Origin of the sequence: Fischerella major NIES-592, assembly GCF_001904645.1 — a bacterium.
GTDB classification, from domain to species: Bacteria; Cyanobacteriota; Cyanobacteriia; order Cyanobacteriales; family Nostocaceae; genus Fischerella; species Fischerella thermalis.
On the sequence record NZ_MRCA01000015.1, the window covers coordinates 94,626 to 112,246 of the forward strand.

Annotated in this window: 12 protein-coding genes, 1 tRNA gene, 2 pseudogenes and 1 riboswitch; of the genes and pseudogenes, 9 read left to right on the forward strand and 6 right to left on the reverse strand. The window is 41.3% G+C overall.

From position 1 onward, the window contains the following. Nucleotides 1-341: 341 nt before the first annotated feature. Both NIES592_RS20465 and NIES592_RS20470 read right to left on the reverse strand, forming a co-directional pair. Nucleotides 342-740 (reverse strand): DUF2141 domain-containing protein, encoded by a 399-nt coding sequence (locus NIES592_RS20465; RefSeq protein ID WP_256678187.1) that lies wholly within the window; start codon nt 738-740, stop codon nt 342-344. A gap of 93 nt (nt 741-833) precedes the next feature. Further along, nucleotides 834-1,664, reverse strand: coding sequence for a DUF6920 family protein (locus tag NIES592_RS20470; protein WP_073556737.1), 831 nt, complete (start codon nt 1,662-1,664; stop codon nt 834-836). A 145-nt stretch (nt 1,665-1,809) separates the two neighbouring features. On the opposite strand from NIES592_RS20470, the gene NIES592_RS20475 reads away from it, so the two are divergent. Continuing rightward, complete coding sequence (locus tag NIES592_RS20475; RefSeq protein WP_073556738.1) at nt 1,810-3,429, forward strand: mechanosensitive ion channel family protein; 1,620 nt, start codon at nt 1,810-1,812, stop codon at nt 3,427-3,429. Nucleotides 3,430-3,968: 539 nt separating this feature from the next. Here NIES592_RS20475 and ftsH2 read toward each other — a convergent pair. The 4 genes from ftsH2 to NIES592_RS20505 form a co-directional block, all read right to left on the reverse strand. Further along, a complete protein-coding gene (gene ftsH2, locus NIES592_RS20485) occupies nt 3,969-5,855 on the reverse strand; it encodes an ATP-dependent zinc metalloprotease FtsH2 (protein ID WP_009459923.1) in 1,887 nt (628 codons plus the stop codon). Nucleotides 5,856-6,117: 262 nt separating this feature from the next. Next, nucleotides 6,118-6,615 (reverse strand): hypothetical protein, encoded by a 498-nt coding sequence (locus tag NIES592_RS20495; protein ID WP_073556741.1) that lies wholly within the window; start codon nt 6,613-6,615, stop codon nt 6,118-6,120. A gap of 292 nt (nt 6,616-6,907) precedes the next feature. Further along, nucleotides 6,908-8,350, reverse strand: coding sequence for a glutamate--tRNA ligase (gene gltX / locus NIES592_RS20500; RefSeq protein WP_073556742.1), 1,443 nt, complete (start codon nt 8,348-8,350; stop codon nt 6,908-6,910). A gap of 347 nt (nt 8,351-8,697) precedes the next feature. After that, a tRNA-Asp gene (locus tag NIES592_RS20505) sits at nt 8,698-8,771 on the reverse strand. 150 nt (nt 8,772-8,921) lie between these two features. Here NIES592_RS20505 and NIES592_RS26030 point away from each other — a divergent pair. From NIES592_RS26030 to NIES592_RS20540, 8 genes and pseudogenes are all read left to right on the forward strand, one after another. Next, a pseudogene (locus NIES592_RS26030) lies at nt 8,922-9,026 on the forward strand (peptidase M28); the annotation flags it as partial. Between the two features lie 302 nt (nt 9,027-9,328). Next, nucleotides 9,329-9,622 (forward strand): annotated as a pseudogene (locus NIES592_RS20510) (IS701 family transposase); the annotation flags it as partial. A 389-nt stretch (nt 9,623-10,011) separates the two neighbouring features. Further along, nucleotides 10,012-10,154, forward strand: a riboswitch (cobalamin riboswitch). A gap of 399 nt (nt 10,155-10,553) precedes the next feature. Beyond that, nucleotides 10,554-10,964 carry a DUF1636 family protein gene (locus NIES592_RS20515; protein ID WP_073556743.1) on the forward strand — a complete coding sequence of 137 codons (411 nt, stop codon included), beginning with the start codon at nt 10,554-10,556 and terminating at the stop codon, nt 10,962-10,964. A gap of 212 nt (nt 10,965-11,176) precedes the next feature. Then, nucleotides 11,177-13,306: a TonB-dependent receptor plug domain-containing protein gene (locus NIES592_RS20520; protein WP_073556744.1), complete on the forward strand. Its 2,130-nt coding sequence runs from the start codon at nt 11,177-11,179 to the stop codon at nt 13,304-13,306. A 57-nt stretch (nt 13,307-13,363) separates the two neighbouring features. Next, complete coding sequence (locus NIES592_RS20525; protein ID WP_073556745.1) at nt 13,364-14,236, forward strand: (2Fe-2S) ferredoxin domain-containing protein; 873 nt, start codon at nt 13,364-13,366, stop codon at nt 14,234-14,236. Between the two features lie 31 nt (nt 14,237-14,267). Continuing rightward, nucleotides 14,268-15,470 (forward strand): ABC transporter substrate-binding protein, encoded by a 1,203-nt coding sequence (locus NIES592_RS20530; protein ID WP_143168391.1) that lies wholly within the window; start codon nt 14,268-14,270, stop codon nt 15,468-15,470. Then, nucleotides 15,470-16,555: an iron ABC transporter permease gene (locus tag NIES592_RS20535; RefSeq protein ID WP_102207113.1), complete on the forward strand. Its 1,086-nt coding sequence runs from the start codon at nt 15,470-15,472 to the stop codon at nt 16,553-16,555. Before NIES592_RS20530 ends, NIES592_RS20535 begins: the two co-directional genes overlap by 1 nt. Beyond that, nucleotides 16,552-17,565, forward strand: a complete 1,014-nt coding sequence (locus tag NIES592_RS20540) for an ABC transporter ATP-binding protein (protein ID WP_073556747.1) — start codon at nt 16,552-16,554, stop codon at nt 17,563-17,565. The genes NIES592_RS20535 and NIES592_RS20540 overlap by 4 nt, the downstream gene beginning before the upstream one ends. Nucleotides 17,566-17,621: the final 56 nt, after the last annotated feature.

Sequence of the window (17,621 nt, forward strand, 5' to 3'; positions counted from 1 at the left end):
CCAAAATAACTAAATATTGATGTGTAGGTACTTATTATTGAGCGATCGCACTTTCTACAACACAATAAATTTTCTGGCGTTGCATAATAAGGGGATGAATTGAGGTGGTCTACTGTGCATTGTCCATATTGCGAGTCTGCTGGGATTAGAAAAAGTATTTGCACAGAGAGAGAATAGAGCGTATTAATCGTAATTGGAAAACTAGTACTTTCTCAAAAGAGTAACCTTCTAAGTACAGAATTTCATTTATTCGGAGTGAATTCTCTTAGACAAGACTCTGCTGCATCCCTGGTGCGTTTCCAAACTCTACGATTTTACGCAAAGCTGTACTACATTACCCCTCAATTGCCCAACAGATAGCGCATCTGAATCCGAATGTGAGTATTGACACCTTCCACAACAATCGCCGCCTCTGAAAATTCCGGTGAACCGATGCGAATTTTGGGGTTACGGGAGAACCCAAAACCTTCGGTAGGAATGCCTAAAAAATTACAATTGAGTTTACCGTCACAATTGGCGTCATGAATCACAGCAACCGCATACTTGCCTGCTGGCAAATTCTGAAACGTGATAGTAGGTGCAGTGTCTGTAATCTTCATAGATGCGGATTGCAAAGCGCGATCGCCACTGGTGGGAAAGCCCTCACTATTAGAGAATAGATTCAGGCAGATTTGACCGCGCTGATTTTTTAACCCATCGATAGTAATCGTCAGCTTGCAGTTACCAGATTCTCTCATCATCTTACGAGCATTCCAGCATAAATGTTTATAGCTGAAAACTGGCATTCAAATCAATGGATTAAGCGATCGCAATTTGATCTGTCCTTGTGAGTTTCACTGAAACTCAGCCTTTGCAATCGTGGCGCGAAAGAATTCCAGATAACGTTCTGTACCAAACCACCAACCCGCGTTCATCTGGGATGGAATTGTAAAGCCACCAAACTGTTGTTCTGCTTGAAATTCTACGCCAAATGGGATATGGTCCCAACTACCATCCTCTGTATTATCTCCCCAACGTAGTAAAAAAAGCTTTAAAAGTTTGCCATCGGCGTCTACAATCAGCGTTAGTGTCACAGGTTCATCATCAATCACAAAACTTGCTTGCACAGTCCTCTCATCAATAGCTTGCCAAATAACACCTTGTTGAGGTAGTAAGGCAGAAGGTAACCAAACAAACTCGCCTGCAAGCCTGCCAAGGCTGGAACGAGCAATATTGTGCGTGTGAGCATTTACTAAAGGAACTAGTCCCCAAAGAGAAAACCGCACTCTACCCGTTCCCTTAATGTAGTAATCAGCACCCACAAATTGAGATAAACCACGTCCAACTGTAGCTTGCCAAACAAAACCCTTTAGCAGTGAAATTCTCTGTTTGGCTTGCATGGGAACCGAAGGTTTATCTTCTCCCAGCCTAAAACTACCACTCATTTCCAGAGTTACCGAAGACGCCAAAGGAGTTCCTGGGGTGATCGCATGTAAAAAGTAGCGCTGCACGGGGTTGGGTAAACCAGCAACCATGTCTTCTGTAAAAACATTTTCTGTGGGTAAATCTGCAAGTTCTTGCCAGATTTTACTGACTTCGTTGTCATTTTTAATTCTTATAACTACCAATATTAAGAATGCGATCGCTAGTAATACAGCAATACTCAATAAAATTTTTGTCAGCATATGAATTTAACTCCAGCTGGAATTAATTTCCAAATTAGGAGCAAAAAATGAGAAACTTTTGAGGAAGTGAACTGTCAGGCTTTTTGAATGATGGAACTTATGTTCCATCAAACGCGATCGCACTCATCAGCAACTCTCGGTAAAAATGAGAAAAAATCGTAAGTTCCCTCAGACTCGGTACTCCCAACTTATTCAGACAACTCTGATTGTATTGGTATTGTCGATCAGTTTCCTGTTAACATCTGCACAGGCACAATCATCTGTAAAATATGCACCAGTTGCTGTAGATGGTCGGTTGGTATTTCGAGTCAGCAGTAACGAACAATCGAAAGCTCAAGAACGGGCTAACTTCATTAGTTCCCAATTGCAAGCAGTTGTTAAATCCCAAGAATCACCCGATATCAGGATCGAACAACGTAATGATTCTCCAATTATTATAGTTAACGGTCGATATTTGTTGACTGTCACCCAGAACGATGCAGTTTCTGCTAGTAGTCCTGAAGAACAAGCTAGGATTTGGGTTCAGGAAATTGAAGATGCGATCCAAAAAGCCCAAAACGAGAGAGGCGCAGAGTTTATTCGCAACACATCAATACTGAGTGTTGTGATTGTATTAATGGCTGTCGGCGTAAATCGGTTGTTGGGAATTTTATGGCAACTCACCCAGCAGCGACTTTCGCAAATGCTTGTTTCGGCTAACTCCTCAACTGACAACCAAGTCCAAAATACATCACGTTTTCTACTCAAAGCAATATTAATTTCGGCACGGGTACTACTTTGGGTGGGAGTCTCCCTTTACATTACGAATCTATTTCCCCTCACCCGTGAGTGGAGCTATAACATTACCATCAGAATAATCAGCAGTCTCACCTCTCCCATTTTTTCTCTGGGACAAAAAGCCTATTCACTCACAGACATTTTTATCTTAATTGTCTTGCTTTTGGGGCTAATTATCTTTGCAGGCGCAACAACAAATTTATTACGCTCCCGCATTTTACATCGGACACGCATCAGTAGGGGAGCGCAAGAAGCGATCGCAATTATTTGCAAATATGCCTTTATTAGTTTCGGTACAATTGTTTTGCTACAAATTTGGGGACTAGACCTCAGTTCTCTCACCATTGTAGCCAGTGCCTTGGGTGTGGGAATTGGATTTGGTTTCCAAGACATTGCTAAAAACTTCGGTAGTGGAATTGTATTATTATTTGAACGTCCCATCCAAGTCGGTGACTTCATCGAAGTAGGCGAATACATGGGAACAGTAGAATATATTGGGGCGCGTAGTGTAGTAATTCGCACCCTAGATCGCATTTCCATTATCGTCCCCAACTCCCGCTTCTTAGAGACAGAAGTCATTAACTGGAGTCATCGCAACCCTGTTTCTCGCATTCATCTACCAGTAGGTGTTGCTTACGGTTCCGACGTAAACTTGGTAAAAACGGCACTCATTGAAGCAGCCGTTGCTCATCCTGAAGTTTTAAAACTACCCCAACCCCAAGTATTCTTCAAAGGATTTGGTGAAAGCGCCATAGACTTTGAACTCCTAGTATGGATTGACAAACCCCACCAACAAACACCGATCAAAAGCGACATCTATTTTCTCATCGAAGCCTGCTTGCGAAAACACAAAATTGAAGTTCCCTTCCCCCAAAGAGACTTAAATATGCGTACTGGCGACTTACCTATCAAACTTTCACCAGAAATAGAACAAGCATTATTGCACTTAACTCAAGAAATTAATAGAAATGGGAAATCGGTGAAGTAGGGGATCAAGGAGGTGGGGAACTCACCGGTCCCCTCTGGGGATTAGGGGCAGTGGGGAGTGTGTAGACGCGTAGCGGCTTCCCGTAAGGGTGGAGTAAAGACTATTAACTACTAACCAATATAGAGACGTGCCATGGCACGTCTCTACAACCACCAACCACTAACCACTAACCACCAACCACCAACCACCAACCACTAATTTAAATCCTTGTGTCCTTCACCTCTTCGCGGTTAGTTAACTAGATATTCTGTGAGTGAGAAGAGAAATGGCATGACACCAAAAAAGCAGACATTCCGCTTCTTAGCACTGGTTCTGATAACTACTTTATGCTTCTACCACCAGCAAACACCCAAAGACACCGTAAATACACATGAACAATCTATCAGTGTCCATCTGTGTCCATCTGTGTCCATCGGTGTTCGATACATAAAAAACATAATTCTTGTCGCTGCCGACAGCAAATTTCCAATAAATATCCCCACGTCCACAAATAAAGACGCGGGGAAACTAAAAATTATTAAATTAAAAACTCAACCAACCTAAAGAATTGGTGTAAACTGGGGCTTTTCAGGCACAACAGTGTACTCTGCCACAATTTGACGGAACTCTTCACCGTCAATAGTTTCTTTCTCAATCAGCAAGTCCACCAAACGATCCATGAGAGTGCGATTTTCACGCATAATCCGTCTGGCATTCTCATAACACTCTTCCACAATCCTGCGGACTTGTGCATCAATCCGGGCTGCGATCGCTTCTGAATACTCAGAACGAGTCATCCAGTCCCGACCCAAGAATACTTCACCCGTCTGGCTTTCTAACGAAAGAGGGCCTAAGTCAGACATCCCGAAGCGAGTTACCATTTGCCGGGCCATGTTAGTGACTTGCTGTAGGTCGTTTCCAGCACCAGTAGTTATTTCATCTCTACCAAAAATCACGTCTTCAGCAGCACGACCACCTAAAGCACCTGTAATTCTGGCTTTGAGTTGAGAACGAGTAATCAAACCCATCTCTTCAGAGGGAGTAAACCAAGTCAAACCCTGTGCTTGTCCCCGTGGAACCAAAGTAACTTTTTGGACTGGATCATGGTCTTTGAGGACAGTTCCCACTAGAGCATGGCCAATTTCATGGTAGGCAATCAAACGCTTGCTCTTGCTATCTACCAGGGGTGTACCTTCCATCCCAGCAACTACGCGATCCACAGCATCATCAATTTCTGTCAGGGTGATGCCTTCTTTACGGCGTCTAGCGGTGAGAATGGCAGCTTCATTGAGTAAATTGGCTAAATCAGCTCCAGTGAACCCAGGAGTCCGACGAGCGATCGCATCTAAAGACACACTCGGGTCTAATTTCTTATTGCGGGCGTGAACTTTTAAAATCTCCAAACGCCCTTTAATATCCGGTGCATCGACAGTTACTTGTCTGTCAAAACGTCCGGGACGCAACAATGCTGCGTCTAATACGTCAGGACGGTTGGTGGCAGCAATAATAATGATGCCGGTGTTACCTTCAAAACCGTCCATCTCTGTCAGTAGTTGGTTGAGGGTTTGCTCTCGTTCGTCGTTACCACCGCCAATACCAGCACCCCGTTGTCTACCAACGGCATCGATTTCATCGATGAAGATGATACAGGGAGCATTGTCTTTGGCTTTTTTAAACAAGTCACGGACGCGGGATGCACCCACACCTACGAACATTTCTACAAATTCTGAACCAGAGATACTGAAGAATGGAACCCCCGCTTCCCCGGCGATCGCTTTTGCCAATAGAGTTTTACCAGTACCTGGAGGGCCTACTAACAGTACTCCTTTGGGAATACGTGCGCCAACAGCAGTAAATTTTTCTGGTTGTTTGAGGAAGGTAACAACTTCTTGCAGTTCTTCTTTGGCTTCTTCAATACCAGCGACATCATCAAATTTAACTCCAGTCTTAGCCTCCATTTGAAAACGAGCTCTAGATTTACCAAAGCTCATGGCTTGACCGGGACCGCCAGGTAAGTTGCTGGAGCGACGGAACAAAAAGAACAATCCAGTGATCAATAATATTGGAAAAATTAGATTTCCTATAAGTCCCCAGATAGCACCGTCGTTTCGCATCGGGTGGGCATCAAAACTCACTCCCTTGTCTTTGAGCTTGGTAATTAGCTCAGGAGCATTGATTGGCAGATCCACCCGCACTCGTTGGACACGATTGTCGAGATCCGGATCTACAGCTTCCACAATTGCTGTTCTGCCGCCTTCATAGAAATCTACATTTGTGACGCGATTAGCATCTAAATATTCCAGAAAGCGACCATAGGTCATACGTGTACTGGCTGTATTTCTACCCATATCCGCAGGAGCACCAGCAAATGCACCCTGCCAGAAGAAAAAGCCAATTACCAGAGCTGGCAATGTCCAGAGAACTAGGACTCTCCAGGAGAATTTCATCTTGTTTTGCCTCTAGATGCCGATATAGAACCAATCAGCGATGTCATTCGATCACGATATCGCTGGAAAACGGATATTTATAAATCCATTTTGTTTTATCTGAATATTTTGACGCAGTTAGCCATGGAGCTAAGAGAGCTAAATGGCATAACCATGCCGCCAAAAAGAATCTTAACTAAATTTAACTTAATTCTAATACAAAGCACTAAAAAAGAAAGTGGGAATGGGATAATAACCACCAATCACCAACTACTAACAATTTTCATTTTGCTTCTGTGACTTTGAGAGTATAGGGAAAATACTCTTCTTTTTTGTAGGAACCAACCCAAATTTGATAAGTTCCAGGTAGCCACTCGCCAACAATCCCAGGATTTTTACCATCAAAATCGTCATTGCACCAAGTGCCACCAGGCCCAGTAATAATCAATGTTGTGTCCTCAGGGCTGTCTACTTGTAGTTTTAGGTAGTCGAATTTCTTTCCTAACTGCAGACGATGGTCTGGTTTTTGATCAACGAATCCTGTACAGGCGCCTGTAGAAGTTTCGCTCTTACGAACAACTTGATTTCCCGGCAATGAACCCCCACTCATTCCACGAACCTCAAAAGGATCTGGAAGAAACTTGGGATTGATGCTGACATCACCAAAGATAGGTGGTGGTGTTTCGTCTGCAACTGCTACCGTCTTAATTATTGATGCGATCGCGATGCTGGCGATCGTCAACGACAATTTTATTCCCAGATTTATTACTTTCCTTGGCATTTTAATTATATGATTGTCTAAAATTTTCTCAGTGTTATTAGTGACACTTATTTTACATACCAAGTTCCTAAAATGAGGGAAATTGCTCAAACATCCAAAATATAGACGACAAATAATATCTTTGTGTTCTGTTTTGTCATAAAAAGTATTTTCACTAAATAGTGGTAGGGACGCACAGTCGCGCCCCTACTACATATGTTCCCTAATCAGGAAATATTATTCACCCCCCCCTCAGGACTTTATTCGGTTAGTCAAGAATCCATCCTATTGAGCATTTGGAATTCATAATTTTTTATTTTGCTGTTGCTTGAACTAAGCGCGGTTGATCTAACCCAATCTCATGCAGTAGCAACCACGATTGAATCAAATCAGGGCCATGCATGTCTCCGGTCAAAGCTGCTCGCAGACTACGCATGATCAAACCTTTTTTGACGTTCTGCTGTTTGACTACTTGCTTGATAATGTCTTGGGCGCTGGCTTCGTTGAATTCCTGTTGATTCTGTAGTGCAGCAATCACCGCCTCTATCGCACTAGCAACACCTTCTTGTTTCAGTTGCACGGTAGCTTCCTCACTATATTCCACTGCATCGGTGAAAAACAGTTTGCTCATAGCTACAGCATCCACAAGCCGAGTCAAACTAGGTTGAATTAAAACTACTAGTTTTTCTAACCAAGAACGTTCTTCCCGTCCTCCAGTCAATTTATACCCAGCTTCTTCCCAATAAGGAATCAGCAAATCTGTCAGTTTATCTACTGGCATTGCGTGGATATACTGACTGTTGAGCCAATCTAACTTTGCCCAGTCAAACTTTGCACCGGCTTTATTCACACGTTCAAAGCTAAACTGTTGGGCTGCTTCTGGCAAACTAAAAATTTCTTTGGTTGAGTCAGGAGGCGACCAACCCAACAATGTCATGTAGTTGACCAAAGCTTCAGCAGTGAAGCCCATTTGTTTAAAGTCAGAAATAGAGGTGACGCCATCTCGTTTAGAAAGCTTACGTCCTTCCTGATTTAAAATTAAGGGTGTATGGGCAAACTCTGGTACTTTGGCGCCAAAGGCTTCATAAAGTAAAATTTGCTTGGCAGTGTTGGCGATGTGGTCTTCTCCCCTAATGACATGGGTAATTTGCATATCTATGTCATCTACCACCACAGCAAAGTTATACAAAGGTTGACCAATACCATCGGCTGCGGCGCGAGCAATGACCATGTCACCACCCAAATCACTACCCCGCCATACCATCTTGTCTCTTACTAAGTCATTCCAAACAATTTCTCGGTCATCATCAATTTTGAAACGAATTACAAAGCTACGCCCTTCGGCTTTATACGCGGCTTCTTGTTCTGGTGTCAAATGACGATGACGATTGTCATAACGAGGAGCCTCACCTCTAGCTTTTTGGGCTTCTCGTAGTGCTTCTAGTTCTTCAGCAGTGGTGTAGCAGCGATAGGCTAGTCCTTGATCTAGGAGACTTTGTACCGCTTGTTTATAAATCTCTAGACGTTGGGTTTGGAAGAAAGGCCCTTCATCCCAGTTTAATCCTAGCCAGCGCAGACCCTGGAGAATATTTTCTGTATATTCGGGACGCGATCGCTCTTGATCTGTGTCTTCAATCCGTAATATAAATTTTCCGTCATGGTGACGGGCAAACAACCAGTTAAATACAGCCGTTCTCGCTGTACCAATATGTAAGTTTCCAGTTGGACTGGGGGCAATACGTACTCTAACAGTCACAGCAAATTCGCAAATTATTGATTATGGCAAAGCATGATCATTGTAGGTTATTCCAGGAGGCTCAGTTGGCAGGAGGCAGTGCCGATGAAATGTTTTCACGAGCTTTGTCATGAAAAACCTCATCCTCAAAAGATCTCCCGCCCAGAACTAAAGTTCCGGGCTAATAGCAAAAGTCCACTCAAGTGGACTGAATTTCTTATCCAGTTCTCTGTTTAGAGGATTTTTGCTATAAGGCTCCCAATTTATTAGTAGCTGGGAGCGATATTTTCAATTGTCATCTAATTCTAACAGTGCATGACAATTGTTTACTTTTGTTACGCTAATTCCGTCTAGCATCTTACTTTAAACGGGACTGACGGGGCTCGAACCCGCAACTTCCGCCGTGACAGGGCGGTGCTCTAACCAATTGAACTACAGTCCCTTGATTTGCAACTTTTTAATTATCCCTAATACGTTTGAAATTGTCAAGCTTTTTTTGAAAAAGTCCGGGGTCAAACTATTTTAGATTTTGGATTGGCTCCACATATAAATCTAGTGGCTTGTACCATTGAGGAATCATCGGTCAAATTTCTTGAATTTTAAACACTACACCAATACAGAGCGATCGCGTACCCGCACTTATATAATTTCCCAACTGAAAAGATACGGCTGGAAACCGCAACTACAAAACTTCTCTTTGGACGCTACATGGGGGAAACCCCCATAGACGAGGCAGTGGCTCTACTTCCCGCAACGGTAGGGTGGTGAAAGCCAGGACTTACGCAACTGGCACAAGCGATCGCTAATTTTTAGTACATCTGTATTATCAAAATGATGCAATTGGCACAGGGCGATCGCTAATTAATAGTATTTATGTACTATATAGGGTGGCGTACTCAGAAGGCATTGCGGAAATTAGTAACAGTAATCAGCTGTGTTAAATATTCTTCAAATCATGAGAACATTAGTTGAGGATGCATAAAATAAATCCTGTATTTTATGAAATTTACTAAACTTAACTATTGCCAGTACTTGTTAAGTAATCAGATTAATTATACTCTCACAAATTTGGCAGAGCATTTGGAGCAGATTAGTCATGATAAAATCAACCGCTATCTTAAGAATGAAAAGTTAACACCACGTTTGCTTTGGGATAATGTTAAAGATCTCATCCAAGTGAGTGAGAAAGCATATTTAGTTTTTGATGACACAGTAATTGATAAACGATATGCCGTAGAAATAGAAATAACTAAACGGCAATATAGTGGCAACGAACATAGAGTCATTCAAGGGGCGTTGCTGAATCTGGTGTAGAGACGTAGCATTGCTACGTCTCTACATATCCGTGAATTGTAAATTCATNTCTTGATTCAGCAATGCCAGAAATTGAATTAGGCAAGTTTTTCACTAACCTTTTAATTGCTGTAGGAGTAACAGGAACACTTTGGGCAACTATCTTCAGTAATTTGGGATAAGCAATTGTGTAAGTGTGTTCAATTGAATAAATTCACTTGAAGTCTTGGTAAACCGAACCAAGACTTCTTTTAGTATTTGGGTATGTCTGGCGATTAGCTTTCATTCTTAGTTATGCGATCGCCCTAGCTTATGCTGATTCTGGTACAGTGGGGATTACTTTACGTTTTAAGTAGCTGCTGAAATTTAGCATCATTGCTGTGGTACTATTTTCTCAATAGCAACTCGGTTCTGATGGGGGTCAGCCATCAGAGGTAACGGGGAAAGCCCGGTGTGAATCCGGCACTGTCCCGCAGCTGTAATGGGGCTTATGCCTCAAAGTCAGAATGCCCGCCGAAAGTACAACAAATTCTTATCTGCGAGGTACAGATGAATATAGCAATCAATACTCTCCCCATCAAAGAGGATCACTGTCTCATAGCGTCATATATACGCCACACACTACAAATTTCTATGAGATTGTAGATATTTCCTTACAGATATCAATACCTACACAGAAAGTTATAGATACCAACTGTGTTTCCCAGTTGTGTTTTATCTTTCGCTTTGCATATTTACTTTATCCAAGCTAAAAGTAACTTTACGCCTACCTGCACCAAACGCTTAACAGCGAATGCGTCTAAGCTTCCTCGTTGCGTTAGCTTCTCTAAAAGAGAAACTACCACGAACCCACAGTGTAGGGGTACGGGAACGCGTAGCGGTAAATGCGTAAGGCTAATTCATGCTATCAATCAGCAACGCCTGAAAATCAATGAACAACAAACAACACACTTTATTCGTCTGCACAACCTGCGCTAGTGTGTGGCAAGATGGCAAGCGAGTTGGTGAAAGTGGTGGACAGCAGCTATTGCAACAACTCCAAGCACTTGCACAAACTTGGGAATTGCAACATAAATTCTCCATTCAAGGTGTTGAATGTATGAGTGCTTGCAGTCATGCTTGCGTTGTCGCCTTGCAAGCAGAAGCGAAACTCACTTATCTTTTTGGCAACTTAGCAGTTGATGATAGTGCATCTGCTATCCTGCAATGTGCCACTCAATACTACACCAAACCAGATGGTTTACTACCTTGGTCAGAACGTCCAGAAGCTTTAAAAAGAGGCATCTTAGCCAAAATACCACCCCTAAATAAGTGGGCAAAATTAACCGTGGATTGCTGTTAATTAATTACCAGTAGTACATCAAGTTCGTAGTCAGGACTAAAGGCCTAACTACGAACCTTTGAAACAAGCTTGTAAGTTACACCATTTTTATGATAATAATAATCATTATTATAAATATCGCAGATTTCCTACTGGCTGAGAGTTTTTTACCAAAAAAGCTCAAATCCTTGCTGACAATCAATTTTTAGTTATACAGGTGGCTTAAATTACCAATGCGTACTCAGTTTATTGCCAGATGGGGAACTCAATTTATCGTTTCTAGTTTGACTATCACCGCAGGGATGCTGTGGGAAAGTTCCAGCACCAAAGCTACAGAAGTTCTACAAATATCCGAGTTTCCACAACAGAAAGGTTCAACCAAAGACTTACAACCATTTGCAGAAGTAATATCTCAAAATACAACAGAAACCGAACCCGACATTGAACTAACAGTCATCGATAAACTCCTCAATGAACCTGTATTTTCCCCTTTTCGCCGCGAGGGAACAGTAAAAGATTCCACCCGTCCGGTGTATGTTATTACCGGTGAAGAAATGGAAGCGCAAGGTGCAAGAACCGTCAAAGAAGCACTGCGATTTCTTCCTGGTATTTTAGGTGACGGTACTGTTGGGACAGAAGTAAACGCTTTAAGTGGTCAATTTATTCGCGGTTCTAATACTGGCCAAGTATTAATCTTATTGGATGGCAGACCAATTAATAATTTAGGTGGTGGTGGTTTCGATTTGTCAGAATTTACCACTAATAATATTGAAAGAGTTGAAGTCTTACCAGGAGGTGGTTCAACACTTTATGGTTCAGACGCAATAGGTGGGGTAATTAATATTGTTACTCGTCGTCCTACAGAGCAAATCACCACAGAAACCAAAGTTAATTTCGGTTCCTATGGACTCAACCAACAAAGCATTCAAAATAGTGGTAAGTCTGGTGATATTTCTTGGGTAGTTGGTTACAACCGGACTCAAGCACAAAATAATTATCGCTTTCGTATTCCTGAAGCTAACTTTGAGGGAACAAGAACGAATAATGACGCACTCTTTAATAACTTTAATGTCAAATTAGAAGCAAATTTAGGAAAACGTAACACCTTAACCCTCTCCACCTTATATTTAGGTAAAGAACAGGGAGTACCAGGAGGCGTACCCATTCCTGTACCTCAATTTGGACAGGGATTTTTTAACTCTCTGACTGACAATAACCGCAAATACACAGACCAAGTTCTCAGCGATTTAACCTGGAACTCCAAATTAGGAAGCGGTGATGATTCCCTATTAACAGCAAGGGTTTACGCTGACTTTCTCAACACTCGTTTTGATAATCGTAGCGGTGCAATTACCTCTCAAAACCGCTTTGATACTAAACAGGATTCCTATGGTATTCAAGTTACCCATAATTGGAATATTGCGAAGAATCAGACTTTAGTTTATGGCTTTGATTATCGTAATACCAATGTACGCAACACAACATTTAATTATGGGACAAATATCACCAGAGAAAATTATGATGATGCTATAGGACAAGGGGCAATTTTTGGGAGATATGAAATTAATTTTTCTCCTAATTTTAGTATGAATTTAGGAGTGCGGCAAGATTTTAGTAGTTTGGTGAATGGTTCGTTTACTTCGCCATCTGTAGGAGCAAAGTTAGCGGTATCAGATTCAACTACAATCCGAGCCAACTATATCAGAAACTTCCGTGCGCCGACTATAGCGAATTTATTTAATAATAATCCTACTAATATTGGTAATCCTGACCTCAAGCCAGAGAAGGGGGATAGTTTTGATGTGGGTATTGATCAAAAATTAGGTAACATTGGTTTGTTGAGGTTGACATTTTTTAGTAACCGTGTTTCTGATACAATTGCCTTTAAAAGACTCACGCCGCCTGTCAATGGAAATACAGGGACTTGGGAAAATATCGGGTTAGTACAAACTACAGGGATTGAAGCTTCTTTAAATCTACAATTGGCGAGGAATGTCTATGCTTTTGTTAATTATACGGCGAATGATCCGCGTATTTTAGCAAGTGCTAATCCGGCGGAGGTTGATAAAGAGTTAAGATTTGCAGGTGCGGATAAATTAAATTTGGGTGTATCTTATGAAAATCCTCAAGGTTGGTATTTGGGTGTATTGATGAATTCTTTAAATGGATATCCCACTAATAATATTAATACGGAGTTTCTTTCGGGGTATACGACATTTGATTTGAAGATGCGTGTGCCAATTAGTGATAGTTTGGTTTTAACTGGGAGTTTGGATAATCTGTTTGATCAGCGTTATCAGTTGTTTCCTGGGTTTCCTGATGGGGGGAGGGTTTTTCAGGTTGGGTTGAGTTCTCGGTTTTAAGAATAAGAGTTTTTTTCACGCAGAGGCGCAGAGGCGCAGAGGAGAGTTAAGTTAAAAGTGAGTGAGTTTAATTGTTGGGTGACACCAGTTAATGAGGTGGTTAAGGAAGATTTAGCTACGGGGGGGTTTATTGAGTATGAATATTTTGATTGTGGAAGTGATGTTTTAGCATCATTAGTTTATACTTTGTTTGAACAAAATTGGCAACAAGTTGGGATTGCTCATATTGTTCAAGGTAGTGTTTTGGAGTTGGAATTTAACGCGCCACCAAAGCTTTGTATTCTCTATGATGGATATTTGACGGTGGCAGCTGAGGGTTGGCATTTACATTTATGTATTGATACTAATTTTGGCGGGCCTTTGTGTAAAACTCCTGTGGAGGTGAGGAAGCAACGTTTAGTTTCCCGTGCGGCTTTTTATCGGCGGTTTAATTCAGAAGGAAATCCTAGAAGTTGGGGGATTCAATTTTGGAATGGTGCAAATGAACAATTGATGACGATTTTATTACCTAATCCTTTGGTAGATGGAGAAAATTTATTACCGGAGGGTAAACCAAATCTAGATAAGTTAGCTCTTTATCAAGATTTAAGAGATATTTATGTATTAGGTAGAAAACCCATACCCTTTAGCAAAAATCCTCTCAAACATTCCTATATTTCCGTTTGTACCTCTACACGCTGTCTGCCTTCCCGCAAATGGCAACCTACATTTGATGCTTTAAAATCAGCAGTAGAAAATGCAGGTTTAGATATCGAAGTCAGAACATCTGGCTGTTTAGAAGTCTGTCAACTCGGCCCAGTTGTTTTTTATTCCAATGATAGAACTTGGTACACTCGCGTTAACCCCAACGTTGCCGAAAATATAGTCAACGAACACCTCATTAAAGGTAACAAAATCACCGAAAACCTCTACCCACCCCAAACCCCCTAACTCTCTCTCTGCGTCTCTGCGTGAGATAAAAATGATAAAACTCCCTCACCAAAAACCAATCATTTTCCTCTGCCAATTATGCCTCATAGCCACCCTCATCATCGCCTGTAATCACACCAAAATTCACACATCAACTAACACCTGTACCACCAACTATAACCCCAATCAAGATTACTTTCCCAATAAAATCAAAATCACCCACGCCAGAGGTTTGGCGGTAGAATATCATAATAATTACAAAGTAGTCACCATTAAAAACCCTTGGCAAAATGCTAAAACCCAGTTTCAATATGTTTTAGTCCAATGCGGAACACCCACACCCCAAGGATTTAAGCAAGCACAGGTAATTACAGTTCCCATTAACTCTATAGTCTCTCTATCAACTACACATTTACCCCACTTAGCTAAATTAGGTGTAGTTGATAAATTAATTGGTGTGAGTAATATTAATCAAGTCAATACACCTGAAGTAGTTGAGAGAATTAAAGCCGGCAAGATTACCCAAGTCGGCAATAATTCCAATGTAGATATTGAAAAATTATTATCATTAAATCCCGACTTAGTAACAACATTCGGTACAGGAAATTACCAAACTGATAGTTATAGTAAACTCACAGAGGCGGGTTTAAAGGTGGGGATAAATGCTGAGTATATGGAAGACACACCACTAGGGAGAAGTGAATGGTTAAAATTTACAGCTTTGTTTTTTAACCAAGAAGCCGAAGCAGAAAAGATATTTAATGAAATTGCGAGTAGATATACACAAATAGCCAAGAAAGCGCAATCTGTGAAATACCGTCCGAGTGTATTTGTTGGTTTTAACTTTAAAGGTACTTGGTTTATGCCGGCTGGTAATAGTTATGTTGCTAAATATCTGGCTGATGCTGGAGGAAATTATCTTTGGAGTGATGATAAATCTAATGGTAGTTTACCGCTTTCTTTTGAAGTGGTTTTAGAACGTGCTGCTAATGCTGATTATTGGTTGAATTTTAGCCAAGGTTGGCGAAGTGTCAAGGATTTAATCGCAGATGATAACCGCTATGCTGATTTTCAAGCTGTGAAAACAGGCAATCTTTATAATAACAATGGGCGTGTAAATGCGAATGGTGGTAATGATTACTGGGAGGGGGGAATTAGTAACCCTGATATTGTGCTTGCAGATTTAATTAAAATCCTGCATCCAGAAATATTACCGAATCATCAATTGTTTTACTATCGTAAACTTAGCAAATAATGTTACTTAAATACCTGCCATCTAGCTTATTAATAATTTTTAAATCTACTTCTATCAGAACTTTAGTATTTTCGCTGTTAATTATCGGGTTTATTGTTGCATTTTTACTAGATTTGGCTTTAGGTTCTGTCTCGATTCCGATTCAAGAAGTTATCAATATTTTACTGGGACAAGAACCAGAAAAAGCAACTTGGGCGAATATTATTCTCAAATTTAGGCTTCCGAAAGCTGTGACTGCAACTTTAGCGGGTGCGGCTTTGGGTGTGAGTGGGTTGCAAATGCAAACTCTGTTTAAAAATCCCTTGGCGGGGCCTTTTGTGTTAGGAATTAGTTCTGGTGCAAGTTTGGGTGTGGCTTTGGTGGTGTTAACTGCAAGTGTGACTACACCAACTTTATTAAGTGATTTGGGAATTATTACTGATTTTGGGTTGGTGATAGCTGCTAGTCTTGGTGCGGCTGCGGTTCTGGGTTTGATGTTAGTGGTGGCGCGTCGAGTACAAGAGACGATGACGCTGCTAATTTTGGGTTTATTGTTTGGTTATGCCACGAGTGCTATTGTGAGTATTTTATTGCAATTTAGCTCAAAAGAACGCATTCAAAGTTATATTATGTGGACTTTTGGTAGCTTCGCTGGGGTGACTTGGAAACAGTTAATTGTGTTGATTCCGGTGATAGTTTTAAGTTTATTGGTGGCGGTGTTGCAATCGAAATCTTTGAATGCGCTGTTATTGGGGGAAGCTTATGCACGGAGTTTGGGTTTGACGGTGAAGAAAGCTAGGTTTTCTATTATTAGTAGTGCTTCTATTTTAGCGGGTGGAATCACGGCTTTTTGCGGGCCGATCGCATTTTTGGGTGTGGCTATTCCTCATTTGTGTCGCAGTCTGTTTATGAGTTCTGATCATCGAATTTTAATCCCTGGGGTGATGATTATGGGGGGAATCTTGGCTTTGGTGGCTGATTTATTTTCCCAAATGGCGGTAAGTCAGATGGTTTTACCTTTAAATGCAATTACGGCTTTGATTGGAACTCCTGTTGTCACTTGGGTAATTCTGCGGCGTAATTCCCGAAAATCTTTCCCGTCATGAGTAATCCAATTTTAACAACTCAAAATTTGACTATCGGTTATCAAACATCCCGCAAAAATGTACGGTGTGTGGCGAAGGATATTTCTGTTTGTCTGGAAGCTGGGGAATTGGTGTGTTTATTGGGGCCGAATGGTGTGGGTAAGTCTACCTTACTGCGATCGCTCGCCGGAATGCAACCACCTATTGCGGGTGAGGTGCGGTTGTTGGGGGATGATATCTACAAGTTAGCACCGCAGAATTTAGCGAAGCGGTTGAGTTTGGTGTTGACGGAAAGGGTGGATGTGGGTATGTTATCAGCCTATACTCTGGTGAGTTTGGGACGACATCCCTACACCGACTGGTGGGGAAAATTAACGCCGGAAGATGAAGCAATTATACATTGGGCGATCAAATCTGTGGGTGCGTTACATTTAGCTGCGCGTCAAGTTAGCGAACTGAGTGATGGTGAACGTCAAAAAATTATGATTGCGCGTGCTTTGGCGCAGTCGCCGATGGTGATGTTATTGGATGAACCGACGGCATTTTTAGATTTACCACGACGGGTAGAAATTATGCAATTGTTGCGTCAGTTAGCAAGGGAAAATCAGCAAGCAATTCTTCTTTCTACTCATGATCTGGATTTGGCTTTACGTTTAGCTGACCAAATTTGGTTATTAACATCTGAGGGAATTTTACACGTTGGCGCACCAGAAGATTTGGTTTTATCTGGTGCATTTGCTGATACTTTTAACAGTGAAGGTGTAGAGTTTGATATATTTTCTGGGGAGTTTCATTTACATACATACCAAAAAGACAATATTAATTTTATCGGTGAGGGTATCGCTGCGGTGTGGACGATACGTGCTTTGAAACGTGCAGGATTTCAAGTTTTTCAAAGTGAAAATAATTTACCAATTTCAATAGAAGTAATATCAAATTCAAGAAAATTGATGTGGAAAATTACCAACAGCCAGACCGTAAATATTTATAATTCACTGTACGATGTAATTAAATATATAAATTTATTATAGTAGTTGCTACTAGTATAAATATACTTTCATCTGCAATCAAGTAGCGTGTGGAAGAA